The sequence below is a fragment of the Lysobacter dokdonensis DS-58 genome (genome assembly GCF_000770795.1).
GTDB lineage: Bacteria > Pseudomonadota > Gammaproteobacteria > Xanthomonadales > Xanthomonadaceae > Noviluteimonas > Noviluteimonas dokdonensis.
Genome location: NZ_JRKJ01000007.1, coordinates 1 through 26697, shown reverse-complemented (window position 1 = coordinate 26697; position 26697 = coordinate 1). Strand labels below are relative to the sequence as shown.

Below are 26697 nucleotides of genomic sequence, written 5' to 3'. Positions count from 1 at the left end.
TGAGAGAGCCGGCGAGTATACCTGTCGGCGGGCCCCGAACACTGACTGGAGTATCCTCGTCGGCTTTCCCGCAGGAGCCCCCGAATGTCCCTGGTCGCCGTTTTCGATACCTCCCGTGGCCCGATCCGCGTCGCGCTGGCCCCCGACAAGGCCCCGCTGACCGTCGCGAACTTCGTGAACCTCGCCAAGCGGGGCTTTTACGACGGGCTGAGCTTCCACCGCGTCATCGCCGATTTCATGGTCCAGGGCGGCTGCCCCGAGGGCTCCGGCCGTGGCGGCCCGGGCTACCGCTTCGAGGACGAGACCAGCAATGGCCTGCGCCACGACCGCGGCGTGCTGTCGATGGCCAATGCCGGCCCGAACACCAACGGCAGCCAGTTCTTCATCACCCACGTGCCGACCCCGTGGCTGGACGGCAAGCACACCGTGTTCGGCAAGGTCACCGAGGGGCTGGACGTCGTCGACGCCGTGAAGCAGGGCGACACGATCAACAGCATCCGCATCGAAGGCGATGCCGACGCCGTGCTGGCCGCCAAGGCCGACCGCGTGGCCGAGTGGAACAAGATCCTCGCCGCGTAACTAGCGTTCCAGGCGAAGCGTGTCGAGCATCCTCGACACCTTCGCCGAATCGCGCGGGAAGTAGTACTCGCGCGGGGCGATGAAGATCGCCAGCGCCAGGCCCTTGTCGTGTTCGAACATCGCGACGAGGCCCTGGTACTGCAGGCCCTCGCCGGTCTGCAAGTCGAGGTCGAAGCGCAGGCCGCTGTGCGTCCCGAAGCTCGCCGGCCGCAGGTTCGACGGCGACACGCCGATGAATCCCGCACTGAGCAGGCCGTCGGAGACCAGGTCGCGCAGTTCGTCCTCGCGCATGCCCTTGTGGTAGTAGGGCGCATCCGGGCGGCGCTTGCTCTCGCGCTGGCCGAGGAAGATGTAGTCGCCTTCCTTCACCGTGTGGACCAGGTAGAGCATGTTCAGCAGCTCGCCGTCGATGGTCCACAGCTGCGAGCGGTTGCTCGTCGCACGCGTCCATTCCATCTCGCTGGTCAACACGAGCTTGCCCGAGCGCACTTCGCCGACCGGCACCAGCCGGCTCGTGCCGCTCGACGCGCATGCGCCGAGCAGCAGCGCGACCGCGCACGCCACGATCGCGTTCCGGACCACGGCCATCCTTTGCATCAGTGCGTGCCTCCGAGTTTGTCGAGCGCGCGTTGCACGAAGGCGCGGTCGTCGGCCTTCGGTGCGTTCTGCAGGTAGGTTTGCAGCGCGCTGCGTGCGTCGTCGTTCCGGCCTTGCTGCGCGAGGGCGTAACCGTGTTCGCGCCACGCAGCGGCGGGCGTGCCGGGCAGGGTGACGGCGCGCGCGTAGAGCTCCGCGGCCTTCGCGTCATCCTGCTTGTTGTCGCGGCGCCGGTAGGACTCGCCGAGGTAGAAGGTCAGCATGCCCTTGTCTTCCTGCGGCGCGTCGTCCAGCAATTCCTGGATCACCAATTGCGAGCTCGCATAGCGGCGCTGCGCGAGTTCGCCGACCAGCCAGTTCTCGAGGAACGGGCGCGTGGCTTCGCGGTATTGCGCCTTGTTGCGCGTGGACGGCGGATTCGGCACCGCTGCCGCCGCGGCGCGCACGTCGGACAAGCGTTCTTCGGTGGCCGGGTGGGTGGCGAACACCGTGCTGCGGCTGATGTACTTCAGCGTGTTCTCTTCGCGCAGCATGCGGCCCCAGACATCGGCGCCCGCGCGCGGGTCCCAGCCCTGGGCGACGACGGCCTCGAACCCGAGCTTGTCGGCCTCGCGTTCCATGTCGCGGCTGAACTTGAAGATCGTCGCGTAGATGCCGAGCGAGCCGAAATACGCGGTGTTCGGGAAGCCCGCGCCATAGGCGAGCATCTGGAACGCGCCGAGGAACGCGCTGGTGTCCTTCATGCGCCGCCATTGGCGCAGCGTGTGCTGCGCGCGGAAGTGGCCCGCTTCATGGCCGAGCACGAAAGCGAGCTCGGCCTCGTCGCGCATGCGCAGCAACGCGCCGGTCCAGACGATCATCGTGCCGTTGGGGGCCATGCTCGCGTTGAACGCGGGCACGTTCATGATGTAGACGCGCAGGTCCTTGCAGTAGCCGGCCGACGCGCGGCACGCGACGTCCTTGACGTACGCGTTGAGCGCCGGGTCGCGCACGCGCATCGGGGAACGCGCGAGTTCTTCCTCCGACTTCTCCATCGCGTACCACAGCTCGTCTTCGTCGGTGCCCGCGACTGGGCGCGAACCCGGTTCCGGCGTGCGCATCGGTTGTTGCGTGGCGCATCCGACGAGCAGCGCGAGCAGGGCGCCCGCGATCGCGTGCTTCGCTTGCCCGACCGTCATTTCCGGATGCCCTTCAGCAGGTCGCCCGCGGTTTCCGATGCGCCGGCTTCGTCGCGCAGATCGCCGGTCTGGTCGAGCAACAGGTTGTGCCAGACGACCTGGCCGGTGCGCAGGTCGACCAGCGAGGCCAGGCCGATCTGCTGCCCGCCGCCGATGTCGCCGCCCAGGAGCAGGAAGCCGATCACGCGCATCGCCGCCCGCCCGCCGCTGGTGTAGCTGTCGCGCACGTAGGTGAACAACGCGTAGTCCGCGCCGGTCGCCTCGCGCAGGTCGGACACGCCCGGCCCGAGGGTCCAGTCGAACTTGTCGTGTTTGTTGCGCAGCGTGCCGGGGCGCCCGTAATTCAGGATGCTCATCGACACGGCCTGGTTCAGCAGGTAGATCTGGCGCAGGCGGTTTTCCGGGCCCGCGTCCTTCGGCAGGTAGTAGTCGGGCCGCAGGGTGAAGCCGACGGCCTCCAGGCGCTGGCGTGCGGCGTCGGGAAAGTTCTTGCGGGCGGCTTCCGTCCACGCCTTGCGCGGTTCGGCCATGCCGCCGGCGCCCACGGCGTACAGCTCGATGTCCGGTTCCACCAGGACCACGGTCGTGCCCGACATGACCACCGGTTTGCCCTTCTCGTCCTCGACCTGCCGCACCTGCGTCGACATGCAGCCGGGCAGGGCCGCAAGGATCAGGAGGATCAGGAGGAAAACAGCCGGGAACCGGCGCACCACGCGCCCCGGCACTGCGGTCGACAACGTCCCCTGTGCTAGCATTTCGGGCTTCCTTCCGGCTGTTCCCGCAGCCGATACGTAGACCAGTCCCCAGTTCGTTCCGACGAGGTTCTCGCGATGCCTTTGCTCGCCCGGCGCGTTGGTCGCGCCAAGCCTAGCGCAATCATGGTGGTGGCCGAAAAGGCCAAGCGTTTGAAGTCCGAAGGCCGCGACATCATCAGCTTTTCCATCGGTGTACCGAATTTCCTCCCGGGCGATCACGTCTATGCCGCCGCTCGTGAAGCGTTGGCGAAGGACAGCGGGCAGTACGGCAGCAACCGCGGCAGCGATGCGTTGCTGGACGCGTTCCTCGCTCACATCGCGCAGATCGGGCTGAACGGATACGAACGCGCGAACATCGCCACCGGCATCGGCGCCAAGCACGTGATCTTCAACCTCGCCGAAGCCCTGCTCGACGAAGGCGACACCATCTGCTTCGCGACCCCGTACTGGACCAGCTACTTCGACATCGCGGAAATCGTGAACGCGAAGATCGACCTGCTTCCGTGCCCGCCGTCGCAGGACTACAAGATGACGCCGGCGCAGCTCGACGCGGCGCTGGCGAAGAAGCCGAAGGTCTTCCTCTTCAACAACCCGTCCAACCCGACGGGCATGGTGTATTCGAAGGACGAGATCGCGGCGCTGGCCGACGTCGTCGCCAAGTACCCGGACACCTGGGTGATCACCGACGACATCTACAACCGCATGGTGTTCGACGGCCTCGGGTACCACAACTTCGTGCACGCGCGACCCGAGTTGCGCGACCGCGTGATCTTCATCGACTCGCTCTCCAAGACCTACGGCATGCCCGGTTGGCGCGTCGGCTTCATGGCCGGCCCCGAGAGCGTGGCCAAGGCCGTCGCGACGATGAACTCCAACCACATCACCAACATCCCGGAAGTCGTCACCGCCGCGGCCATCGCCGCGCTGACCGGCCCGCAGGACGTGCCGACGCAGAAGAACGCCGAGTTCTCCGCCAAGCGCGACCAGGTGCTGGCGATGCTCGCGGAGATCCCCGGCATCGTGTGCCCGCGTCCGCAAGGCGCGTTCTACGTCTTCCCGGACGTCAGCTGCGCGTTCGGCAAGACGCATGGCCCGACGGGCCTGAAGATCGGCAACGACGTCGATTTGTGCAACGCGCTGTTGGAAGCCAAGGGCGTGGCCTGCGTGCCGGGTTCGGCGTTCGGCGAGCCGCGCGCGCTGCGCATCAGCTACACGTGCCCCACGCCGCAACTCGCGCCGGGGCTCGCACGCTTCAAGCAGTTCTTCGACGAACTGCAGTAACGCCCAATCAATAGTCCCCACGATTTCCGGAGCCACCGCACCATGAAGACCCCCGTCCGTGTTGCCGTCACCGGCGCTGCCGGCCAGATCGGCTACGCCCTGCTGTTCCGCATCGCCTCCGGCGAAATGCTCGGGAAGGACCAGCCGGTCATCCTGCAGATGCTGGAACTGCCGCTCGAAAAAGCGCAGGCCGCGCTCAAGGGCGTGATGATGGAACTCGAGGATTGCGCGTTCCCGCTGCTGGCCGGCATGGTCGGCACGGACGATGCGCGCGTCGCGTTCAAGGACGCGGACATCGCGTTGCTCGTCGGCGCGCGTCCGCGCGGCCCGGGCATGGAGCGCAAGGACCTGCTGCTCGAGAACGCGAAGATCTTCACCGAACAAGGCAAGGCGCTGAACGATGTCGCCTCGCGCAACGTCAAGGTGCTCGTGGTCGGCAACCCGGCCAATACCAACGCCTACATCGCGATGAAGTCGGCGCCGAGCCTCCCGGCGAAGAACTTCACCGCCATGCTGCGCCTGGACCACAACCGCGCGCTGTCGCAGCTCGCGGCCAAGGCCGGCGTGCAGGTCGCCGACATCGACAAGCTGATCGTGTGGGGCAACCACTCGCCGACGATGTATCCGGACTACCGTTTCGCCACGGCTGGCGGCGCGTCGCTGAAGGACAAGATCAACGACGCCGACTGGAACGCCAACGACTTCATCCCGAAGGTGGGCAAGCGCGGCGCGGCGATCATCGAAGCGCGCGGCCTGTCCTCCGCCGCGTCGGCCGCCAACGCCGCGATCGACCACGTCCGCGACTGGGTCCTCGGCAGCAACGGCAAGTGGGTGACGATGGGCGTGCCGTCCGACGGCACCTACGGGATTCCGGAAGGCGTGATCTACGGCGTGCCCGTGACCACGCAGAACGGCGAGTACACGCGCATCACCGACCTGGCCATCGACGACTTCAGCCGCGAGCGCATGGACAAGACGCTCGCCGAGCTCGAGGAAGAACGCGCCGGCGTGGCGCACCTGCTCTGATTCGTAACATCGAGGCGACCGCAAGGTCGCCTCGTCGATTGTGGGATGCATGACATGACGCAAGCTTCTGCCGGCACGCGCTTCCGCGATGCCGTCCGCGACGAAAGCCCGCTGCAGGTGATGGGCGCCATCACCGCGTACGCCGGCCTGATGGCCAAGCGCACGGGTTACAAGGCGCTGTATCTCTCCGGCGGCGGCGTGGCCGCCAATTCGCTCGGTGTGCCGGACCTCGGCATCAGCACGATGGAAGACGTGCTCGTCGATGCGCGCCGCATCGTCGATGCCACGCAACTGCCCCTGCTCGTCGACATCGACACCGGCTGGGGCGGCGCGTTCAACATCGCGCGCACCATTCGGTCCTTCATCAACGTCGGCGTTGCGGCCGTGCACATGGAAGACCAGGTCGGCCAGAAGCGGTGCGGCCATCGCCCCGGCAAGGAAGTCGTCACGAAGGACGAAATGGTCGATCGCATCAAGGCCGCGGTGGACGCGCGCACGGACGGGACGTTCGTGATCATGGCGCGCACCGATGCAGCGGCGGTCGAAGGCGTGGAGTCGGCGATCGACCGCGCCTGCGCCTACGTCGAAGCCGGCGCGGACATGATCTTCCCCGAAGCGATGAACACGCTCGAGGACTACAAGCGCTTCAAGGCCGCGGTGAAGGTGCCGATCCTGGCCAACCTCACCGAGTTCGGCTCGACGCCGTTCTTCACCACGGACGAGCTGCGCGGCGCCAACGTCGACATCGCGCTGTACTGCTGCGGCGCGTATCGCGCGATGAACAAGGCCGCGCTCAACTTCTACGAAACCGTGCGCCGCGAAGGCACGCAGAAGAACATCGTCGACACGCTGCAGACGCGCGCTGCGTTGTACGACTTCCTCGGCTACCACGCGTACGAAGACAAGCTCGACGCGTTGTTCTCCTCGAAGAAGTGATGAACGACGCCGCGCCGCGCACGGGCTTCGACTGGGATCGCGTCACCGCGCTCTCGGCGCTGGTCGTGAGCTTCGTGGCGGTCGGCGTCGCCGCATACACCGCGCAACTCCAGCGCCAGCAGGTGCGCGCGCAGGTCTGGCCCCGCGCGCAGTTCTACAACGCGGGCGCACTCGGCGAGTTCCACCTCGCCAACAAGGGCATGGGACCGCTGATCGTGCGCAGCGCGCGCGTGACGCTCGACGGCAAGCCGCTGAAGGACTGGGGCCAGTTGGCCAGCGCCCTGGGCCTGCCTCCCGAAAAGATGGGCTACAGCTCGCTCAACGGCGCGGTGCTCGCGTCCGGTGAGGACATGACCTACCTGCAGCCGGGCGCGAAGGAGCAGTTCACCGCCATCCGCAACGTGGCCGGGGAACGCTGGAACGCCACCATCTGCTATTGCTCGGCGCTCGACGAATGCTGGACCACGCAATCCCATCCGCGGGGCACCGAGGACGTCACCCGTCCAATCGATGCCTGCCCCCGGTTCGACCCGGCGCTCGAGTTCGAGAACTGATTCGCGCGCAACACACGCATACAACGACGCAAACGAAGGAAACGCCATGAGCGAACAAGTGCTCCCCAAGGCCAAGAAGTCCGTCGCGCTGAGCGGCACCGCAGCGGGCAACACCGCGCTGTGCACCGTCGGCCGCAGCGGCAACGACCTGCACTACCGCGGGTACGACATCAAGGATCTCGCCACGAAGTCCACCTTCGAGGAAGTCGCGCACCTGCTGGTGCACGGCGCGCTGCCGACGACCTCGCAGCTCAAGGCCTACAAGACCAAGCTCTCGCGCCTGCGCGGCCTGCCGGCCATCGTGCAGGAAGCGCTTGAACTCGTCCCCGCCAACGCGCACCCGATGGACGTCATGCGCACGGGCTGCTCGGTGCTCGGCACGGTACTGCCGGAACGCGAAGGCCATCCGGCGTCGGAAGCGCGCGACATCGCCGACAAGCTGATCGCGTCGTTCGGTTCGATGCTGCTGTACTGGTGGCACTTCACGCGCAACGGCCGCCGCATCGACGTGGAGACCGACGACGACAGCGTCGCCGCGCACTTCCTGCACCTGCTGCACGGTGAGCCGCCGTCGAAGCTGCACGCCGATGCGCTCGACAAGTCGCTGATCCTGTATGCCGAGCACGAGTTCAACGCCTCGACGTTCACCGCGCGCGTGATCGCGGGCACCGGCTCGGACATGTTTTCCTGCATCACCGGCGCCATCGGCGCGCTGCGCGGTCCGAAGCACGGCGGCGCGAACGAAGTGGCGATGGACATCATCTCGCGCTACACCAGCGCCGATGAAGCGGAAGCCGACATCCGCGCGCGCGTGGAGCGCAAGGAAATCGTCATCGGCTTCGGCCATCCGGTCTACACCGTCGGCGACCCGCGCAATCCGATCATCAAGGAGCTCTCGCGCAAGCTGTGCGCGGATGGCGGCAACCAGGTGCTGTTCGACGTCAGCGAGCGCATCGAAACGCTCATGTGGGACATGAAGAAGATGTTCCCGAACCTCGACTGGTTCAGCGCCTCGGCCTACCACATGATGGGAATCCCGACGCCGATGTTCACGCCGCTGTTCGTCATCGCCCGCACGACGGGTTGGAGCGCGCACGTGATCGAACAACGCGAAGACGGCAAGATCATTCGCCCCAGCGCGAACTACATCGGTCCCGACGATCGCGACTACGTCGCCATCGACAAGCGCTGAAAACGAAAAGGCCGCGCACTGCGCGGCCTTTTTCGTTACGAGAGCCCTTGTGTCTGCAAGGCGCGTTTGACCCCCGGATCGTTCCGCATCCGGTCATGGAACGCATGCAGGTTGTCGAGGCCCGACAGGTCGACGTTCATCGCCTTCGCCCAGCGCACGACGACGAACAGATACGGGTCGACGATCGACCGCTCGCCGGCCACCCAATCCTGGCCCGCGAGCTGCGCATCGATGCGCTCGTACAACGGGCGCAAGGTCTTGCGCGCCTGGTCCTGTGCCTTTTCGATCAGCTTCGGATCTTCGAGGTACTCCGCGCCGCCGAAGAATGCCTTGAAGGGCGGATGCACGTCGGCGTTGACCATCGACAGCCACTGGTTCACCAGCGCGCGCGACCGGGGCGAACCATCGCCGCCCAACTTCGCTTCCGGGAACGAGTCGGCGAGGTAGTTGAGGATCGCGACGTTCTGCAGCAGCACCGTGCCGTCGTCGAGTTTCAACGCGGGTACGGCGCCGGCGGGGTTGATCGCGAGGTATTCGGGTTGCCTGCGCTCCTCGCGCGTCACCAATTGCGCCTCGAACGGCTGGCCGATCCATTCCAGCGCGATGTGGTCCGACAGCGCGCACGTCCCGGGCGTGTAATAGAGCTTCATCGCATCACCCGTTGCGCGGCTTGAGCGTCTGCACGCGATAGAAGGTGTGGTCGCCGATCTTCGCCACCTGGTAGGCGTTGCGCCACGAGGGGCTTGCGATCGCATGCGCGGCGAAGTGGCTCGCGCCCGGCACGATTTCCTTGCGTTGGCCCATCGGCAGCGCCCAGTTGCGTTGCGATTCCAGCGCGACGCTCACCGCGTTCGACCACGCCTCGCCACCGCGCAGGCGCGTGTTGGCGGGCACGATGGTCGGCGCGAACTGTTTTTTCGCGGTGACCACCGAACACAGGTTGTCGCCCCACAGGCCGCTGTCGCGGCGGCGCAGTGCAACTTCGGCGACGGCTTGTTGCCCGCGCGCGGATTGATCGCGCGCTTCGAGATACACGGTGGTGCTCAGGCAGAGCGAATCTGCGGCCGGCTGCGGCAATACCTGCGACAGCCAGAGGATCCAGGCCAGCTTCATTGCGTCGGACTCCTTGCTCCGTTGCGACGCCGATCCGGAGGGACCTGGCGCCATGGCGTACTGGGGAGGGCGGCGGCTCTAACGGCTGCCTTTGCCCGAACGCGGCCTTTGCATTGCAGGCCGCGTGGGTGCCCCGCATCGAGCGGCGGGGCGTGAAAGTGTGCGCACGTTAACGATCGTGATCGGAACGAAATGTGAATACGGGCGCTTCAGAGCGTCACGATGGGCTTGAATCCACCCCAGAACATGCGCTTGGCGTCGAACGGCAGGTTCTTCGGGTCCGCCATCTCGGCCAGGCGCGGATCCTTCATCACCAGTTTGTTGATGCGGCTGCGCTGCGCCTTCGACTCGTAAATGATCCAGGAGAACACGACGAGTTCGCCGGCCTTGCGTTTCACCGCCTGCGGGAAGCTCGTGAGCTTGCCCGGCTGCACGTCGTCCTCGACCGTTTCCATGTATTCGAGCGCGCCGTGCTCCTTCCAGATCTTGCCCGCCTTGCGGGCCATCTTGCGGTAGGCGGCGAGGTTGGCTTGTGGAACGGCCAGGACGTAACCATCGACATACATGGGCGGCACTCCGCGGCGTGGGAGCCGCCGAGCGTACGCCGCAGTGCGTTAAAGCTTCGCTGCGAGCGCGGTGCCCTGCGCGATGGCGCGCTTGGCGTCGAGTTCCGCGGCGACATCGGCGCCGCCGATGACGTGGACGTCGCGGCCATTCGCGGAGAGCGCATCGAACAACGTGCGTCGGGGTTCCTGTCCCGCGCAAACCACCACGTGGTCGACGGGCAGCGCGCGTTCCTCGCCATCGATGCGGATGCGCAGGCCCGCATCGTCGACGCCGAGATACTCGACGCCCCCGAGCATGTGCACGCCCTTCGCCTTCAATGCGGCGCGGTGGATCCAGCCCGTCGTCTTCGCAAGGCGTGCGCCGGGGCGGCCCGCCGTGCGTTGCAGCAGCCACACTTCGCGCGCGGCCGGTTCCGGATGGGCTTTCGCGAGGCCGCCGCGTGTTTCGAATGTCGAATCGACCCCCCATTCGCGCATCCAGCGGTGCGGGTCGAGCGAAGGCGAGGGCCCCGCGTGCACGAGGAATTCCGCGACGTCGAACCCGATGCCGCCCGCGCCGATGACCGCCACGCGTGGGCCGCAAGTGACGCGTCCTTCGATCACGTCCGCATAGCCGACGACCTTCGCGTGATCCGCACCGGGAAACGACACCGCGCGTGGCGTCACGCCCGTCGCGACGACGACCGCATCGTGATCCTGCAATGCCGCCGCATCGACATGCGTGCGCAGATGCAGCGTGACGCCGGTCTCTTCGATCCGATGCCGGAAGTAGCGCAGCGTCTCGTCGAATTCTTCCTTGCCGGGAATTCGCCGCGCGAGGTTGAACTGTCCGCCGATGGCGTCGTTCGCATCGAACAATTCGACGCGATGCCCGCGCGCGGCCGCTTCGGTCGCGCACGCCAGGCCCGCGGGGCCGGCGCCGACGACGGCGATGCGGCGTGGCGTCGCCGTGCGCGTCGCGACCATCTCGGTTTCGGCGCACGCACGCGGATTGACCAGGCAACTCGCGCGCTTGTTCTCGAACACGTGGTCCAGGCACGCCTGGTTGCACGCGATGCAGGTGTTGATCGCATGCGCGCGGCCGGCGCGCGCCTTGTTCGGCCATTGCGGGTCGGCGAGCAGCGGGCGCGCCATCGACACCATGTCGGCGCTACCGGTCGCGAGCACCGCTTCGGCGACGTCGGGCATGTTGATGCGATTGGTGGCGATCAACGGCAGGCGCACGTGCGGACGCAGCTTTGCGGTGACGCCGGCGAAGGCGGCACGCGGCACGGACGTTGCGATGGTGGGAATGCGTGCTTCGTGCCAGCCGATGCCGGTGTTGATGAGCGTCGCGCCGGCGGCTTCGATCGCCTGCGCCTGCTGCACGATGTCCTGCCAATCGCCGCCGCCGTCGACGAGGTCGAGCATCGACAGGCGATAGACGATGATGAAATCCGGGCCGCACGCTTCGCGCACGCGGCGCACGATTTCGACTGCGAAGCGCATGCGTTGCGCGGTGTCTCCGCCCCAACCGTCGGTGCGCTTGTTGGTGCGCGCGACGGTGAACTGGTTGATGAGATAGCCTTCCGAACCCATCACTTCCACGCCGTCGTAACCGGCCTCGCGTGCGAACACCGCCGCGCGCGCATACGCGGCGATTTGCCGTTCGACCCCGCGCGCCGACAACGCGCGCGGCGTGAACGGGTTGATCGGCGCCTTCAATTTCGACGGCGCGACCGACAGCGGGTGATAGGCATAACGTCCCGCGTGCAGCAGTTGCAGGCAGATGTGCGCACCGTGCGCGTGCACGGCCTGCGTCACCTCGCGATGTGGGCGCACTTCGTGCCGCCACGACAACTTGCCTGCGAAGGGCTTGAGCCAACCCACGAGGTTCGGCGCGAATCCGCCGGTGACGATCAGGCCCGCGCCGCCGGCCGCGCGTTCGGCGAAGTAGGCCGCCAGCTTCGGGAAATCGCGCGCACGGTCTTCGAGGCCGGTGTGCATCGATCCCATCAGGATTCGGTTGCGCAGCGTCGCGAACCCGAGATCGAGCGGGCGGAACAGGTGCGGGTAGGGCATTGCGCATACGCCGGCGTACGGGATGGCGCACCATGCCCGCATTCACGGCGCGGCTCAAGTCATCCGAAGGCGAAGGCGTCCAGGGCCAGCGTCCCGAGTTCGTGCGACTGGTGCAGGTGGCGCATCGCCGGCGCGTCGCCCGCGGCGCCGAGCGCGACGAACAACGGCATGAGGTGTTCGACGGTCGGGTGTGCGCGCTTGGCGTGCGGTGCGCGCGATTGCCAGTCGGCGAGGGCATCGATGTCGTTGGCCTGCAGGCGCTCGCGCATCCAGTCGGCGAATTCCGATGCCCACGGGGCAAGCGGCGCCTCCGGGTTGCGCCAGTCCAGGTCGCCGAGGTTGTGCACGAAGCCGCCCGAACCGATCACGAGGACGCCGTCGTTCCGCAACGACGACAACGCCCGGCCCAGCGCGACATGCGCCCGCGCATCGCCGCGCGGATCCACCGACACCGGAACCACCGGGATGTCGGCATTCGGATACATGCGTAGCAAGGGCACCCACACGCCGTGGTCGAGGCCATGGTCGGCCGCGATGCGGACGGGAATGCCGGCGGTGTCGATCGACTTCGCGATCTCGTGCGCGAGCGCGGGCAGGCCGGGGGCGGGGTACTGCAATTCGTAAAGCGCCGGCGGGAAGCCGCCGAAGTCGTGGATCGTGCGCGGCAGGGCCGCCGCGCCGACGTGCGTGGGTGCCGCGGAGAAATGCGCGGAGGCCACGACGATCGCGCGGGGCGTCGGCAGGTGCGCGGCGAGCCCGTCGAGGAAGCGGCCGGCGGCCGAGTCCTGTCGGGCGAGCATCGGCGAGCCATGCGAAAGGAACAGGGTGGGGAAGGTGTCCATGCCCCGGAAGATGCGCGCGCAACCGGGCCGTACCAAGCCGGGCAGGTGCAGCGGTGCGTTGCATGTGTGCAACGTCGGCCGATGGTCGGGCCGTGAAAGGGGTCTCTCTCTGGCAAAATGCGCGGCTTCCCTCCGCCGACCGAATACGCATGAGCCACTTCGACGTCCGTTCCGCCGTCCGCCCGAATCCCGACCAGCCGATGGTCGACATCGCCGACTACGTCGTCGACTACAAGGTCGACTCGCAGGAGGCGTACGACACCGCGCGCTACATGCTGCTCGATTCGCTGGCCTGCGCGATGCTGGCGATGAAGTTCGAGGGCTGCGTGAAGCACCTCGGGCCGATCGTGCCGGGTGCGACGCTCCCGGGCGGCGCCGTGGTGCCGGGCACCGGCTTCGAGCTTGATCCGGTCCAGGCCGCCTTCAACATCGGCACGCTCGTGCGCTGGCTGGACTTCAACGACACCTGGCTGGCCGCCGAATGGGGCCATCCGTCGGACAACCTCGGCGCGATCCTCGCGGTGGCCGACTGGCTGAACCGCAAGGCCCTGCGCGACGACTCGGGCAAGACGATCACCGTGCGCGACGTGCTCGGCTGGGCGATCAAGGCCCATGAGATCCAGGGTGTCTACGCACTCCAGAACTCGTTCAACCGCGTCGGCCTGGACCACGTGATCCTGGTGCGCCTGGCCTCGACCGCCGTGTCCACGGCGATGCTCGGCGGCACGAAGGACGAAATCATCACGGCCGTGTCGCACTCGTGGATCGACAACGGCGTGCTGCGTACCTACCGCCACGCGCCCAACACCGGCCCGCGCAAGAGCTGGGCCGCCGGGGATGCCTGCCGCCGCGCCGTCACGCACGCGCTGAACGCCGTGGAGAAGAAGGTCGTCGGCTATCCGAGCGCCCTGAGCGCGAAGACCTGGGGCTTCTACGACGTCGCCTTCAAGGGCAACGAATTCAAGTTCGAGCGCCCCTTCGGCAGCTACGTGATGGAAAACGTGCTGTTCAAGATCTCCTTCCCGGCCGAATTCCACGCCCAGACGGCGGTGGAATGCGCCATGCAGCTGCACCCGCAGGTGAAGGCGCGCATCGCCGAAATCGATCGCATCGAGATCGAGACGCAGGAAGCCGGCGTGCGCATCATCGACAAGACCGGCCCGCTGGCGAACTACGCCGACCGCGACCACTGCCTCCAGTACATGGTGGCCGTCCCGCTGATCTTCGGCCGCCTGACCGCCGACGACTACAACGACGACGTCGCCGCCGACCCGCGCATCGACGCGCTGCGCGCCAAGATGGTCGTTAAGGAGAACCCGCAGTTCACCAAGGACTACTTCGACGCGGCCAAGCGCTACATCGGCAACTCGGTGCAGGTGTTCTTCACGGATGGCACGAGCACGGAGAAGGTGTCGATCGATTTCCCCATCGGACACCGGAAGCGTCGCGCCGAAGGCATCCCCGTGTTGATGGCAAAGTTCCAGGCCGCGATCCGCGCCCACCTCCCCGCGGCCTCGGCCGACCGCCTGATGGCCCTGGCGGGCAAGCCGGCGGAGCTCGAGGCGATGTCCATTTCGGACTTCATGAACCTTTACCGGGTGTAAGATCGCCCCCACGATTCGAGGGTTGGCACCCTCCAACTGTTATGCTAGCGTTAACAGGGCCTTCACCGGGTCCGAATTAGGTTGGCCTGGATGCCGTGCGGATCGCGGCCGTCAGAAATTGAAAAAGCGTTGGTTTCTTTACCCTGATCAAGGAGCTGAACATGAACAAGAAACTCCTCTGCGCCGCGCTGCTTTGTGGCCTGGGCGTCGCGCAGGCGGCCGCCGCGCAGACCTTCGACGACCGTTGGTACGTCGCGGGTTCCACCGGCGTGAACTTCCAGGACACGGACCGTGACACCGAAGACTCCATCTTCGGCACCCTCGGTTTCGGCAAGTTCCTCAACCCGAATTGGTCGGTCGACTTCGAACTGAACTACCAGAACCCGGACAAGCAGTCGAATCCGAACCTCTGGTGGAGCCAGTACGGCGCTTCGGCCGATGCCCGTTACCACTTCCGCACCGTCGACTCCAAGTGGTGGCCGTACATCCGTATGGGCCTCGGCTGGCAGCGTCATGAAGAAGAGTTCATCCGCGACCCCGCGTTCGGCACCCCGGACGGCGGTTTCCCGGCTGAGCATTCGGACAACAACGCCGCGCTGAACCTCGGCGCCGGCCTGCAGTTCGACTTCGGCCGCGTCGACCTCCGCACGGAACTCGGTACGCGCGTCGACTTCGACGACGTCCAGGCCCGTCCGGCGCAGCAGCAGGAAGACTACTTCACCGACATCCTCGCCTCGGTCGGCCTGACCGTGGCCCTCGGTCCGGAACCGGCAGCCCCCGTTGCCCCGGCCCCGGCGGCTCCGTCGTGCGCCGATGCGGACGATGACGGCGACGGCGTGAACAACTGCGACGACAAGTGCCCCGGTTCGCAGGCTGGCCAGACCATCGGTCCGGACGGCTGCCCGGTGCCGGTCACGATCGACCTGAAGGGCGTCAACTTCGACTTCGACAAGTCGACGCTGCGTCCGGATGCGGTCGCGATCCTCGGCGAAGCCGTCGAAATCCTGAAGCGCTATCCGGAGCTGAAGGTTGAAGTCGCCGGCCACACCGACTCGGTCGGTACCGACGCCTACAACCAGTCGCTGTCGGAGCGTCGCGCCAAGGCGGTGTACGACTACCTGACCAGCAACGGCGTCGATGCGTCGCGCCTGATCGGTCCGAACGGTTACGGCGAGAGCCGCCCGATCGCGCCGAACACGAACGACGATGGTTCGGACAATCCGGAAGGCCGTGCGCGCAACCGCCGCACCGAGCTGAACGTCCAGAACTAAGTTTCGACGTTCCACGCGTTACGAGAAGCCCGGCGAAAGCCGGGCTTCTTTTTTGGGCCCGGAACATTTCCGCAACGTTTTTCCTACGGCGATCACACGCGATGTGGCGTGATCCCATTGTTCGATCCGGGGGCGGTGCCTACACTCCGGTGGACTTCGGGAGAATGGCCATGCGACACGCACTCATTGCACTCGGACTGTTGGCGATGGCGGGCATGGCCCACGCGCAGACGCCCGCCAATTGCAGCCTGGCCACCGCGCCGCGCGCGCTGCCCATCCAGCCCACCGTGTTGCCGGCGCTCTCGCCCGAGCTCACCGTCCCCAGCCACCAGCTCGGCGCGCCCACCGGCGTGCTCGCGCAGGCGTACGACGAATCGCAGACGCTCGACAACGTCCTGTTCCGGCTGAAGCTCGAAGGCTGCCGCAGCATCGCCAACGCCGCGCCCGCCGCGTCGCCGGCCAACGGCGTCATCGATCCGTCGACCTACAAGCCGCAGACCCAGTTCGACAACACGCCGTGGCGGTTCGACATGAACCAGAACGGCAAGCGCATGACGGCCGAAGAGTTCGACCAGTGGATGAAGGCACGCGGAGTCCGCGTCGCGAAGGGCGGCGCACCTGCCGCCGCGCCTGCGCCGGCATCGTCGACTGCCGCGCCCGCCCCCGTGACGACCACGCCGGCCCCGGCGCCCGAAGGCACGCCGCCCGGCACGCAGGCGCCGCCTGCGACGCCCGCCAAGCCCTGACGCCGCTGGCCCACCCCGCGACACCCCGGCACGGCCTCGCACGCGCGCTTTCCAAGCGCGGCGTGTGTTCGCGCACGCAGGCGGCGCAGTGGATTCGCGACGGACGCGTCAGCGTCGACGGCCGCATCGTGCGGGATCCCGAATTCCCCACCATCGCCGGCCGCCACCGCATCGCGGTGGACGGGCGTTCGATCGATGCAGCCCCCGAGCGTCGCGTCATCGTGCTCAACAAGCCGCGCGGCCTGTTGACCACCGCGAGCGACGAGAAAGGCCGCGACACCGTCTATCGATGTTTCGATGGTGCGGGCCTGCCATGGCTTGCGCCCGTCGGGCGCCTGGACAAGGCGAGCGAAGGCCTGTTGTTGTTCACCAACGATCCCGCGTGGGCTGCGCGCATCACCGATCCGGCGACCGGGCCGGACAAGCGGTATCACGTGCAGATCGATGCGGTACCGGACGATGCGTTGATCGCCGCGCTCAACGCGGGCATCGAGCACGAAGGCGAAATGCTGCGTGCGAAATCGGCCGCGCTGCTGCGCAGCGGCGAGCGCACCGCGTGGCTCGACATCGTGCTGGATGAGGGAAAGAACCGGCAGATCCGCCGGATGCTCGCGGCGCAGCACATCGATGTGCTGCGCCTGGTGCGCGTCGCGATCGGCGCGATCGCGCTGGGGGACCTGGGCAAAGGCGCCTGGCGCGAACTGCGCGCCGACGAAATCGCCGCGCTCAGCCCTTGATCACGCCGAGTTCCTTCCCGATGCGCACGAACGCATCGATCGCGCGATCCAGGTGTTCGCGCGTGTGCGCCGCACTGATCTGCGTGCGGATGCGCGCCTTGCCCTGCGGCACGACGGGATAGAAGAACCCGATGGCGTAGATGCCTTCCTCGAGCAAGCGCTGCGCGAACTTCTGCGCGAGCGGGGCGTCGTACAACATCACCGGGCTGATCGGATGCACGCCGGGGCGGATGTCGAAACCCGCTTCGACCATGCGCTCGCGGAAGTACTGCGTGTTCGCGGCCAACGTTTCGCGCAAATCGCCGGCCGACGAGAGCATCTCGAATGCCTTGATTCCCGCGGCCACCACGTGCGGCGGCAGCGAGTTCGAGAACAGATACGGGCGCGAACGCTGGCGCAGCAATTCGATGACTTCGCGCTTCGCCGTGGTGAACCCGCCGAGCGCGCCGCCCATCGCCTTGCCGAGCGTTCCGGTGAAGATGTCGATCCTGTCCATCACGCCCTTGACCTCCGCCGAGCCGCGGCCCGTCTTGCCGAGGAAACCGGTCGCGTGGCATTCGTCGATATGCACCAGCGCGCCGTACTTTTCCGCGAGCGCGGTGATCTCATCGAGCGGCGCGATGAAGCCGTCCATCGAGAACACGCCGTCGGAGGTGATCATGATCGTGCGCGCGCCGTCGGCCTTCGCCTGCTGGAGCTGCTTTTCCAGGTCGGCCATGTCGCAGTTGGCGTAGCGGTAACGCTTGGCCTTGCACAGGCGCACGCCGTCGATGATCGACGCGTGGTTGAGCGCATCGGAAATGATCGCGTCGTTTTCGTCCAGCAGCGGTTCGAACAAGCCGCCATTGGCGTCGAAGCACGCGGCGTAGAGGATCGTGTCCTGCGTGCCGAAGAAATCGGCGATCGTCTTTTCGAGCTGCTTGTGCAGGTCCTGCGTGCCGCAGATGAAGCGCACCGACGCCATGCCGAATCCGTGCGTGTCGAGCGCGTCCTTCGCCGCCGCGATCACGTCGGGATGGTCGGCGAGCCCGAGGTAATTGTTGGCGCAGAAGTTCAGCACCGTGCGCCCGTCGGCCAGCGTGATCTCCGCCGACTGCGGGCTGGTGATGATGCGCTCGGACTTGAACAGGCCGGCGTCGCGGATTTCGTCGAGGGTGTCGCTGTAGCGCGACGTGAGGCTGGTGTCGTTCATCGCATCAGTTCCACGACAGCACGACCTTGCCGGCCTTGCCCGATTCCATCAGTTCGAAGCCTTCCTGGAACGAGTCGATCGGCAACTGGTGCGTGAGCACCTTGCCGAGCGGGAAGCCGCCGAGCACGAGCTGCGTCATCTTGTACCAGGTCTCGTACATGCGACGGCCGTAGATGCCGTGCAGGGTGAGGCCCTTGAAGATGATCTTGTCCCAGTCGGCGCCGGCGCCCTTGGGCATGATGCCGAGCATCGCGATCTTGCCGCCGTTGTACATGCAATCGAGCATGTCGTTGAACGCGCGCGGGTTGCCGCTCATTTCCAGGCCCACGTCGAAGCCCTCCATGTGCAGGTCCTTCATCACGTCCTTGAGCGAGGTGTTCGACACGTTGACCACGCGGGTGGCGCCCATGTCGGCGGCGAGCTTCAGGCGATAGTCGTTGACGTCGGTGACCACCACGTTGCGCGCGCCGATGTGCTTGCAGATGCCCGCGGCGATGATGCCGATCGGGCCCGCGCCGGTGATCAGCACGTCCTCGCCGACGACGTCGAATTCCAGCGCGCAATGCGCGGCGTTGCCGTAGGGATCGAAGAACGCGGCGAGCTCGCTCGGGATCTGGTCGGGGATCGGCCACAGGTTGCTGGCGGGCATCACGATGAATTCGGCGAACGCGCCATCGCGGTTGACGCCGATGCCCACGGTGTTGGGGCACAGGTGCTGCTTGCCCGCGCGGCAGTTGCGGCAATGGCCGCACACGATGTGGCCTTCGGCCGACACGCGCTGGCCGACCTTGTAACCCGTGACGCCCGGGCCGAGGTCCACGACGCGGCCGACGAACTCGTGGCCGATGACCAGGCCCGGCTTGATCGTGCGCTGGCTCCACTCGTCCCACAGGTAGATGTGCAGGTCGGTGCCGCAGATCGCCGTCTTCTCCAGGCGGATCAGCACCTCGTTCGGACCCGGGGTCGGCACCGGCACCTGTTCCATCCAGATCCCCTTGCCTGCCTCGCGCTTCACCAGCGCCTTCATCATCGTCATGTCGAGCCCGGAACCGTACGGAAGAAGGCGGGAATTATAGGCCGCCGGGCGGCCGCTTATACTCGCGGGCCGTTCACCCCAACCAGGATCGCCACGCCGATGCGTCGTCGCTTGCTCGCACCCTTGCTGCTCTGCGCAGCCACCGCCCAGGCCGACGAAGGCATGTGGATGCCCTCGCAATTGCCGGACATCGCCGCGCAGCTGAAGGCCGCCGGCTACAAGGGCGACCCCGCGGAACTGGCCGACCTCACCCGCGCACCGATGAACGCGGTGGTGAAGGTGGGCGGCGCGACCGGCGCGTTCGTCTCGCAGGACGGCCTGGTGCTGACCAACCACCACGTCGCATTCGGCGTCATCCAGTACAACTCCAAACCCGAGCGCGACCTCATCCACGACGGCTTCGTCGCCAAGGACCGCGCGAGCGAACTCCCGGCCAATCCCGACTTCCGCGTGCTGGTGACCACCGGCTTCGACCGCATCACCGACCGCATCCTCGCGCAGGCCCGCGGCAAGCAGGGCCGTGCGTATTACGACGCCGTCGATGCCGCCACCAAGGCCGCCGTCGCCGATTGCGAACGCGAAGCAGGCTTCCGCTGCAGCGTCGCCAACATGGATTACGGCAGCGACTTCTACCTCATCAAGCAGCTCGAACTGCGCGACATCCGCCTGGTGTTCGCGCCGCCGGAAGCCATCGGCAACTACGGCGACGAAATCGACAACTTCATGTGGCCGCGCCATTCCGGCGACTTCACGCTGTTGCGCGCCTACGTCGGCAAGGACGGCAAGCCCGCCGACTACGCCGCCGACAACGTGCCGTACACGCCGCCGGCACACTTGCAGGTGTCCACGCGCAACGTGCAGCAGGGCGACTTCGCGATGCTCGCCGGCTACCCGGGCACGACGTATCGCCACCGGATGGCGTCGGAGTTCAAGAACCAGATCGAATGGCAGCTGCCTTCGCGCGTGGCGCTGTTCGACGGGCTGATCGACACGATCGACGCGGCCGCCAAGGGCGACAAGAACGCGCAGGTCGCGTACGCCTCGCAGCAGCAGTCGATGAAGAACAACCTCAAGCGCGCGCAGGGCGAACTCGACGGCCTGCGCCGCAGCGATGCCGTGCGCATCCGCAACACCGAGGAAACCGCGCTGCTCGCCTGGCTCGGCAAGCAATCCGACGCCGCCGCCACGCGCAAGGACATCGACGCCGCACAGGCACTGCTGGCCGGTGCGATGGCCACGCGCGAACGCGACCAGCTCGTGTCCTCGATCCGCGGCTCGACGCAACTGCTGCGCGCCGCGCTCACCGTGCAACGCCGCGCGGTCGAACGCGCCAAGCCAGATGCCGAACGCGAATCCGGTTACCAGGAACGCGACGAAGCGCTGATCGCCGGTTCGTTCAAGCAAGTGCAGCGCCGCTACGACGCGAAGGTCGAAAAGGCGATCCTCGCGCACCTGCTTGCGCAATATCGCGCGCTGCCGGCTGCGCAGCACCTGCCCGAACTCGACCAGGTGTTCGGCACGACCGACGCCGATGCGAAGGGCAAGCTCGACGCGCTCTACGCGAACACCAAGCTCGGCGACGAAACCGTCCGCCTCGCCACGCTGCAGGACGCGAACATCGCAGCCAACACCGACGCGATGCTCGTCGCCGCGAAGACGCTGCTCCCCGCGTACATGCGCCTGGAAGAAGAGAGCAAGCAGCGCGAAGGCGAATTGCTGCGCCTGCGTCCGTCGTACATGCGTGCGCTGAACGCCTACAGCAAGTCGCAGGGCCGCGCGGTGTATCCGGATGCGAACTCCACGCTGCGCGTGAGCTACGGCAAGATCACGCCGATGTCGCCGCGAGACGGCATCGACTATCGCCCGCTCACGACCGTGCAGGGCATCGTCGAAAAGCACACGGGCGAGAAGCCCTTCGATGCACCGAAGGCGTTGCTCGATGCGATCGCCAAGGGCGATTTCGGCACCACCGCCGACCCCGTGCTGAAGACGCAGACGGTCGACCTGATGACCAACCTGGATACCACGGGCGGCAATTCCGGCTCTCCGGTGCTGGACGCGGACGGCAAGCTCATCGGCCTGAACTTCGACAGCAATTGGGAAGCGGTGAGCGCGAGCTGGTACTACGATCCGCGCTACAAGCGCGCGATCCACGTGGACATGCGTTATCTGCGCTGGTTGCTCGCCAAGGTCTATCCCGCACCGGGCTTGTTGCAGGAAATGCACCTGCCGGCGGAGTAAGCGATCCGGGAGGTTTCGACATTTCGCGAGCACGGCGCGCCATCGCGCGTCGGTCTCGACGAAGATTCGCGCCGGGAATCGGTGTTGGGCCGCTAGACCTTCGCGGACGCGCGGTCGCTTACTGGCTCCAGTCCTCATTGGCCTGGAGTCGCGATGTCCGACAAGCGCTACACCATCTCGTTGCGGACCACCCATCCCACGAAATCGGCGAAGTGGATGGAGGAAGCGATCGGGCAGGTCGCCAGGCGTTCGCGCAGCGTCGGCGAAATCCGGATCGCGCCTGGTGGTCGGGCGCTCGACGTCAATCGGGAATCCTGCTGCGACTTCAACGTGCTCCCCGTGCAGCGTGGGGCGTTCACCTTCGGGGTCGCGAGCGCGGCGGTCATGTTGTCGCACCACGAGCGCGCCTTCGCCCGGATTCGCGAGGAGGGCGGCGTCGCCGAGCTCTTCGTGCGCGTCTTCATCGACGACGCCTCGAACACGGCATTCGCGCTCGAGCCGGCGTTGATGTCCCGGCTCGTGACCCTGGGGTTGCGCTTGTCCCTGGACGTCTCCCTCGAGGAACGTCAGTGATGCATCCGTGCACGGACCGAATCGCCCGCCTCGAACGCAGCTACATCATCAGCTTCTGCGCGTTCGAGCTGCGGACCTGCACGTCGACGCGTTCATCGACGAGCGCAGGCCCACGGCGTTCGAGATCGGACCGATGGTGCTGACGGCGCTCGGCGCAGCGGCATTGCGGGTGTCGGTGGAAATCCACCCGGACTAGGCGGCCGTGGCGTCGGGCAACGTGTAGTCGAATGTATAGAAGTGCTGCCCGTCGACGATGTCGATCGCCATGCGGCCGCTCAGCCCCACCAATCCATCCGTTCCGGAATCGGGCACGACCCCAAGGTCCAGCGACGGCGCACCGCGGTCCATCACGCCCAGGTGCCGGAAGAAGAACGTGCCGCTGCGACCTTCGAGCGTCGCGGCCACGCGTTCGATCGCGACGTAACACCCCGAGCCCGGCGTCGCGGTCATCGCCGCCATCATGTGCACGACGCTCGTCGCTTCCAGCGGGCCGTCGAACGTCTTGTCGAACCGGAAATGCCCGGCCTCCACGCCGCCGCCCATGTCGAGGGCCGGCTCCATGCTGCGCTTGACCTCGAACGTGCCTTTGACCTGCGTCATCGGGGGTTGCTCCGTGGAGGGAAACGCATGGTAGGCTGCGGGCGTCGCGGATTCCCATGCCAGCCGGCCCCGTTTCTCGACATGTGGTGGTGGTACCGATTCACCCGCGCCCGTGGCCTTCCGCCATTCCGCGCACGTTTCCGCCGGCTCGCAAGGCTGTCCGCGCTCCCTTCCCTGACGGAGCGTGCGAATGAAAGTGCTGGCCTGCGATGGCATCCATGAAGACGGATTGGCGCTGTTCCGGCTCGCCGGCTGGGACGTGGCGGTCGCCGACCCCATCAAGAATCCCGACGATCTCGCCGCGGCACTGGCCGACGTCGATGCTTTGCTCGTCCGTTCCGCGACCCCGGTGCCCGCCGCCGCGCTCGAACATGCGCGCCGCCTGCGCGTGATCGGTCGCGCGGGCGCGGGCGTCGACACCATCGACGTCGAAGCGGCCACCGCCAAGGGCATCGCGGTGATGAACGCCCCCGACGGCAACACCCTCGCCGCCGCCGAACACGCGCTGTCGCTGTTGTTCGCCCTCGCACGCCACATTCCGCGCGCCGACGCCGGCATGAAGGCGGGCCAATGGCCGAAGGCGGGCCTCACCGGTTTCGAACTCGAAGGCAAGAAGCTCGGCGTCATCGGCCTGGGTCGCATCGGCGGCACCGTCGCGCGCAAGGCACAGGGCATCGGCATGGAAGTCGCGGCCTACGACCCGTTCCTGCCCGCGTCCGCGGCGGGGAAGGGCAGCGTGCCGTTGAAGTCGCTCGACGACCTGCTCGCGTGGGCCGACATCGTGACGCTGCATATCCCGCGCACGAAGGAAACCACGCACCTGTTGTCCGAAGCGCGCCTGCGCGCGATGAAACCCGGCGCGTACCTCATCAATGCCGCGCGTGGTGGATTGGTCGACGAGGTCGCGTTGCTGCGCTTGCTCGACGAAGGCCACCTCGCCGGCGCCGCGCTCGACACGTTCGCGACCGAGCCGCTTCCCAGCGATTCGCCGCTGCGCCCGCATCCCAAGCTCATCCTCACGCCGCACCTGGGCGCGTCGACGAGCGAAGCCCAACAAGCCGTCAGCACGATCCTCGCGCGCCAGGTCATCGACTTCGTCGCCACCGGCGCCGTCGCCGGCTGCGTCAACCTGCCGCCGCTCACCGCGGAAGCCGCGCGCGAAGTCGGGCCGTGGATGCCCTTGATGTCGTCGCTCGGCCGGCTCGCCGCGCGTCTGGTGCGCGCGCCGACCAAACTCACCGTCACCTACGCCGGCCGCACCGACGCGCTCGACACGCGCCCGCTCACGCGCCTGCTCGTCGCCGCATTGCTCGGGCAGCATTCCGGTCGCGTCACGCCCGTGAACGCATTGCAGGAAGCGCACGCGCGCGGCCTGGTCGTCGCCGAAACCATCGGCGGCGATGGCGACGGGTTCGATCGTTTGCTCCGCATCCGCGTCGAAGGCGCCGATCGCGTGCGCGAGATCGAAGCGACGTTGCATCGCGGCCCGCGCGTCGTGCGCATGGACGGTGTCGAAATCGAATTCGATCCGCAAGCGCACGTGCTGCTGCTGCGCAACGAGGATCGCCCCGGCATGATCGGCATCGTCGGTTCGCAACTGGGTTCGGCGGGCATCAACATCGTGAACTTCGCGCTCGGCGCGGCCGGCGACGGGCAGGCGCGCGCCGCCATCACCGTCGACCAACCGCTCGACGACGCGCAACTGTCCACCCTGCGCGCCACGCCCGGCGTGCTGTCGCTGCAACAGGTCTGACGCCATGAAAATCCTGCTCGCCCGCCATGGCGAAACCGCATGGAATGCCGAAGGCCGTTACCAGGGCCAGGAAGACATTCCCTTGTCCGGCGTCGGTGAAGCGCAAGCGCGCTCGCTCGGCGACCGCCTGCGCCACGTGCACATCGACCGCGCCGTCGCATCGCCGCTGAAGCGCGCGCTGCGCACGGCCGAACTCGCGCTGGGCGAAGATCGCCTCGCGAAGCTCACCACCGACGCCGGCCTGATGGAAATCGCGCACGGCACGTGGGAAGGCCTGCTCGCGGCGGAAATCCGCGAACGCGATCCGGACCGCCTGCACGCGTGGCGGCATGCACCGCACGAAGTGCTGATGCCCGAAGGCGAATCGCTGCAACACGTCATCGACCGCGCATGGCCCGCGCTGCAACGCGCCACCGAAGGCCTGGGCAAGGACGAAACGCTGCTGGTCGTCGCGCACGACGCGGTGAACCGCGTGTTGCTGTGCAAGGTGATGGGCCTGCCGCTCTCGCGCCTGTGGACGTTCCGCCAGGCGCCGACCACGCTGAACCTGCTCGAAGGCGACGACGTCGAAACCCTCGACGTCGTGCGCATGAACGACGCCACGCACCACACCGCGTTGTTCGGCGAAGCCGTGCATCGGGCGTTGTGATGTCCGCGAATCGCAACCTCGAAGACTGGCTGGCGTACATCGAACGCCAGCACCCGAAATCGATCGACCTCGGCCTGGACCGCGTGCGCGCCGTCGCCGAGCGTATGTCGCTGGGCGCGCCGGCCGAACGCACGGTTGTCGTCGGCGGCACGAATGGCAAAGGCTCGACGGTCGCGTTCATCGAAGCGATCGCGCGCGCCTCGGGGTTGCGCGTCGGCGCCTACACCTCGCCGCATCTGCTGCGTTACAACGAACGCGTGCGCGTCGATGGCGTGCAGGCGGGCGACACGCAACTGATCGAGGCGTTCGACGCCGTCGAGGCCGCGCGCGGCGAGACGCCGCTGACGTATTTCGAGTACGGCACGCTCGCTGCCTTGTGGATCTTCGAACGCGAGCGACTGGACCTGGCAATTCTCGAAGTCGGCCTGGGCGGCCGCCTCGACGCGGTCAACATCGTCGATGCGGATGTCGCGGTGATCACGACGGTCGACCTCGACCACCAGGACTGGCTCGGCGATGACCGCGAAGTCATCGGCCGGGAGAAGGCCGGCATCGCGCGCGGTTGGAAGCCGCTGGTGCTGGGCGAAGACGATCCGCCGTCGAGCGTGCTCGGGCATGCGTACCGCATCGGCGCATCCGCCATCCGCGCGAACTGCGACTTCTTCTTCGAACCCGGCGACGACGGCACGTGGCGCTGGCGCGAGGTGAACTTCGCGCTCGAGCTGCCGATGCCTGCGCTCGCCGCGCCCGTGCAGATGCGCAACGCGGCGACCGCCATCGCGGCGTTGCGTGCACTCGACATCCCGATGACGCGCGAGGCGATCGCCGAAGGCGTGGCGCACGCGCACCTCGCGGGGCGGCTGCAACGGATCGGGAAAGGCGGAATCGACATCGTCCTCGACGTCGGCCACAACCCGCAGGCGGCGCGCGCGCTGGCGCAGTGGCTCACCGCCACGCCGGCCGACGGCCGCACGCTGGCGGTCTACGCGGCGCTGGCGGACAAGGATGTCGCGGGTGTCGTCGAAGCGCTGGCCCCGAACGTCGATGGCTGGTGGCTCGCCGGCATCGGTGACGCCGGCCCGCGCGGCACCGATGTCGATGCCTTCGCCGCACGCCTGGCGGGCACCGTGGCCGCCGAAGGGACGCGGCACGCCAACGTGCCGCAGGCATTGAAGGCGGCGCTTGCGAGCGCGAACCCCGGCGATCGGGTCCTCGTCTTCGGCTCGTTCCACACCGTGGCCGATGCAATGCGTGCTTTGGGTTCAGAAGGCGGCGAGGGGCGAAGGCTATAATCGTCGCCGGCAACATCGCCCGGTCGCAGTGGTCCAAGCCCCTTCGATGGAACCCGCACTGAAACAGCGCCTCGTCGGCGCCGCCGTCCTCGTCGCGCTGGCCGTGATCTTCCTTCCCATGCTGATCCAGGGCCCGGCGCCCGAGAGCGGCGTGGCCAACGTGCCGCTGGACGCCCCCGCCGCGCCGCAGGGCGCGTTCGAAACCCGCGATCTCCCGCTCGTGGCGCCCGAAGGCGCACCGGCGGACGGCGCGCTGGGGATGGAAAGCACGCAGCCGCAGCCCGCGATCGCACCGGCGGCCACCGCGCCGGCACCCGCCGCGG

General features: G+C 67.3%; 27 protein-coding genes and 1 pseudogene. 17 read left to right on the top strand and 11 right to left on the bottom strand.

Going from position 1 to position 26697, the window contains the following annotated elements:
* Positions 1-84 precede the first annotated feature (84 nt).
* Positions 85-579, top strand: a complete 495-nt coding sequence (locus LF41_RS06655; RefSeq protein ID WP_036167696.1) for a peptidylprolyl isomerase — start codon at positions 85-87, stop codon at positions 577-579.
* Here the strand turns inward: LF41_RS06655 and LF41_RS06650 are convergent, their stop codons facing one another.
* From LF41_RS06650 to LF41_RS06640, 3 genes are read right to left on the bottom strand one after another with little or no spacing between them, the layout of a single operon-like run.
* Complete coding sequence (locus LF41_RS06650) at positions 580-1167, bottom strand: hypothetical protein (RefSeq protein ID WP_036167692.1); 588 nt, start codon at positions 1165-1167, stop codon at positions 580-582.
* A gap of 8 nt (positions 1168-1175) precedes the next feature.
* Positions 1176-2354: a M48 family metallopeptidase gene (locus tag LF41_RS16090; protein ID WP_052116208.1), complete on the bottom strand. Its 1179-nt coding sequence runs from the start codon at positions 2352-2354 to the stop codon at positions 1176-1178.
* Positions 2351-3109 (bottom strand): hypothetical protein, encoded by a 759-nt coding sequence (locus tag LF41_RS06640; RefSeq protein WP_152599919.1) that lies wholly within the window; start codon positions 3107-3109, stop codon positions 2351-2353. The genes LF41_RS16090 and LF41_RS06640 overlap by 4 nt, the downstream gene beginning before the upstream one ends.
* A 123-nt stretch (positions 3110-3232) precedes the next feature.
* Between LF41_RS06640 and LF41_RS06635 the strand changes: the two genes are divergently transcribed.
* The 5 genes from LF41_RS06635 to prpC are packed head-to-tail and all read left to right on the top strand — an operon-like array spanning position 3233 to position 8098.
* Positions 3233-4390 carry an aminotransferase class I/II-fold pyridoxal phosphate-dependent enzyme gene (locus tag LF41_RS06635; protein ID WP_237577667.1) on the top strand — a complete coding sequence of 386 codons (1158 nt, stop codon included), beginning with the start codon at positions 3233-3235 and terminating at the stop codon, positions 4388-4390.
* A gap of 42 nt (positions 4391-4432) precedes the next feature.
* Entirely contained in the window at positions 4433-5416 is a 984-nt protein-coding gene (locus LF41_RS06630; RefSeq protein ID WP_036167685.1) for a malate dehydrogenase, read from the top strand.
* Between the two features lie 54 nt (positions 5417-5470).
* Complete coding sequence (gene prpB, locus LF41_RS06625; protein ID WP_036167923.1) at positions 5471-6352, top strand: methylisocitrate lyase; 882 nt, start codon at positions 5471-5473, stop codon at positions 6350-6352.
* Complete coding sequence (locus LF41_RS06620; RefSeq protein WP_036167683.1) at positions 6352-6906, top strand: hypothetical protein; 555 nt, start codon at positions 6352-6354, stop codon at positions 6904-6906. Before prpB ends, LF41_RS06620 begins: the two co-directional genes overlap by 1 nt.
* A gap of 46 nt (positions 6907-6952) precedes the next feature.
* The gene (gene prpC, locus LF41_RS06615; protein WP_036167681.1) at positions 6953-8098 is read left to right on the top strand and encodes a bifunctional 2-methylcitrate synthase/citrate synthase; all 1146 of its coding nucleotides are present in this window, start codon (positions 6953-6955) and stop codon (positions 8096-8098) included.
* Positions 8099-8133: 35 nt separating this feature from the next.
* Here prpC and LF41_RS06610 read toward each other — a convergent pair whose 3' ends face one another.
* The 5 genes from LF41_RS06610 to LF41_RS06590 form a co-directional block, all read right to left on the bottom strand.
* On the bottom strand, positions 8134-8748 hold the full coding sequence (locus LF41_RS06610; protein WP_036167679.1) for a glutathione S-transferase family protein: 615 nt from the start codon (positions 8746-8748) through the stop codon (positions 8134-8136).
* Between the two features lie 4 nt (positions 8749-8752).
* The gene (locus LF41_RS06605) at positions 8753-9211 is read right to left on the bottom strand and encodes a cell wall hydrolase (protein WP_036167676.1); all 459 of its coding nucleotides are present in this window, start codon (positions 9209-9211) and stop codon (positions 8753-8755) included.
* Positions 9212-9420: 209 nt separating this feature from the next.
* Positions 9421-9777, bottom strand: a complete 357-nt coding sequence (locus LF41_RS06600) for a DUF1428 domain-containing protein (RefSeq protein WP_036167674.1) — start codon at positions 9775-9777, stop codon at positions 9421-9423.
* Positions 9778-9825: 48 nt separating this feature from the next.
* The gene (locus LF41_RS06595) at positions 9826-11838 is read right to left on the bottom strand and encodes an NADPH-dependent 2,4-dienoyl-CoA reductase (protein WP_036167672.1); all 2013 of its coding nucleotides are present in this window, start codon (positions 11836-11838) and stop codon (positions 9826-9828) included.
* A gap of 59 nt (positions 11839-11897) precedes the next feature.
* Positions 11898-12680, bottom strand: a complete 783-nt coding sequence (locus LF41_RS06590; protein ID WP_036167670.1) for a DODA-type extradiol aromatic ring-opening family dioxygenase — start codon at positions 12678-12680, stop codon at positions 11898-11900.
* Between the two features lie 149 nt (positions 12681-12829).
* Between LF41_RS06590 and LF41_RS06585 the strand changes: the two genes are divergently transcribed.
* From LF41_RS06585 to LF41_RS06570, 4 genes are all read left to right on the top strand, one after another.
* Positions 12830-14284, top strand: a complete 1455-nt coding sequence (locus tag LF41_RS06585) for a bifunctional 2-methylcitrate dehydratase/aconitate hydratase (RefSeq protein WP_036167668.1) — start codon at positions 12830-12832, stop codon at positions 14282-14284.
* Positions 14285-14445: 161 nt separating this feature from the next.
* On the top strand, positions 14446-15555 hold the full coding sequence (locus LF41_RS06580) for an OmpA family protein (RefSeq protein ID WP_036167666.1): 1110 nt from the start codon (positions 14446-14448) through the stop codon (positions 15553-15555).
* A gap of 170 nt (positions 15556-15725) precedes the next feature.
* Positions 15726-16301 (top strand): hypothetical protein, encoded by a 576-nt coding sequence (locus LF41_RS06575; protein WP_237577665.1) that lies wholly within the window; start codon positions 15726-15728, stop codon positions 16299-16301.
* Positions 16196-17038 (top strand): pseudouridine synthase, encoded by an 843-nt coding sequence (locus tag LF41_RS06570; protein WP_425599469.1) that lies wholly within the window; start codon positions 16196-16198, stop codon positions 17036-17038. The genes LF41_RS06575 and LF41_RS06570 overlap by 106 nt, the downstream gene beginning before the upstream one ends.
* On the opposite strand, the gene kbl is transcribed toward LF41_RS06570, so the two are convergent.
* Positions 17028-18230 carry a glycine C-acetyltransferase gene (gene kbl / locus LF41_RS06565; RefSeq protein WP_036167664.1) on the bottom strand — a complete coding sequence of 401 codons (1203 nt, stop codon included), beginning with the start codon at positions 18228-18230 and terminating at the stop codon, positions 17028-17030. The two genes, LF41_RS06570 and kbl, sit on opposite strands and share 11 nt — an antisense overlap.
* A 4-nt stretch (positions 18231-18234) precedes the next feature.
* The gene (gene tdh / locus LF41_RS06560; RefSeq protein WP_036167915.1) at positions 18235-19257 is read right to left on the bottom strand and encodes an L-threonine 3-dehydrogenase; all 1023 of its coding nucleotides are present in this window, start codon (positions 19255-19257) and stop codon (positions 18235-18237) included.
* A gap of 108 nt (positions 19258-19365) precedes the next feature.
* Between tdh and LF41_RS06555 the strand changes: the two genes are divergently transcribed.
* The 3 genes from LF41_RS06555 to LF41_RS16720 all read left to right on the top strand — a co-directional run bounded on the left by LF41_RS06555 (position 19366) and on the right by LF41_RS16720 (position 22276).
* Positions 19366-21507, top strand: a complete 2142-nt coding sequence (locus tag LF41_RS06555) for a S46 family peptidase (RefSeq protein ID WP_036167662.1) — start codon at positions 19366-19368, stop codon at positions 21505-21507.
* 153 nt (positions 21508-21660) lie between these two features.
* Entirely contained in the window at positions 21661-22080 is a 420-nt protein-coding gene (locus tag LF41_RS06550) for a hypothetical protein (RefSeq protein ID WP_036167660.1), read from the top strand.
* Positions 22081-22087: 7 nt separating this feature from the next.
* Positions 22088-22276, top strand: a complete 189-nt coding sequence (locus LF41_RS16720; protein ID WP_152599918.1) for a hypothetical protein — start codon at positions 22088-22090, stop codon at positions 22274-22276.
* Here LF41_RS16720 and LF41_RS06545 read toward each other — a convergent pair.
* Positions 22273-22680, bottom strand: coding sequence for a DUF3224 domain-containing protein (locus LF41_RS06545; RefSeq protein WP_036167658.1), 408 nt, complete (start codon positions 22678-22680; stop codon positions 22273-22275). The two genes, LF41_RS16720 and LF41_RS06545, sit on opposite strands and share 4 nt — an antisense overlap.
* 190 nt (positions 22681-22870) lie before the next feature.
* Here LF41_RS06545 and serA point away from each other — a divergent pair, with 190 nt between their 5' ends.
* From serA to LF41_RS06525, 4 genes and pseudogenes are all read left to right on the top strand, one after another.
* Positions 22871-24433 carry a phosphoglycerate dehydrogenase gene (gene serA, locus LF41_RS06540; RefSeq protein ID WP_036167656.1) on the top strand — a complete coding sequence of 521 codons (1563 nt, stop codon included), beginning with the start codon at positions 22871-22873 and terminating at the stop codon, positions 24431-24433.
* A 4-nt stretch (positions 24434-24437) separates the two neighbouring features.
* A complete protein-coding gene (locus LF41_RS06535) occupies positions 24438-25082 on the top strand; it encodes a histidine phosphatase family protein (protein ID WP_036167654.1) in 645 nt (214 codons plus the stop codon).
* Positions 25082-26374 carry a bifunctional tetrahydrofolate synthase/dihydrofolate synthase gene (gene folC, locus LF41_RS06530; RefSeq protein WP_036167652.1) on the top strand — a complete coding sequence of 431 codons (1293 nt, stop codon included), beginning with the start codon at positions 25082-25084 and terminating at the stop codon, positions 26372-26374. Before LF41_RS06535 ends, folC begins: the two co-directional genes overlap by 1 nt.
* Positions 26375-26420: 46 nt before the next feature.
* Positions 26421-26697: pseudogene (locus LF41_RS06525) on the top strand (SPOR domain-containing protein); the annotation flags it as partial.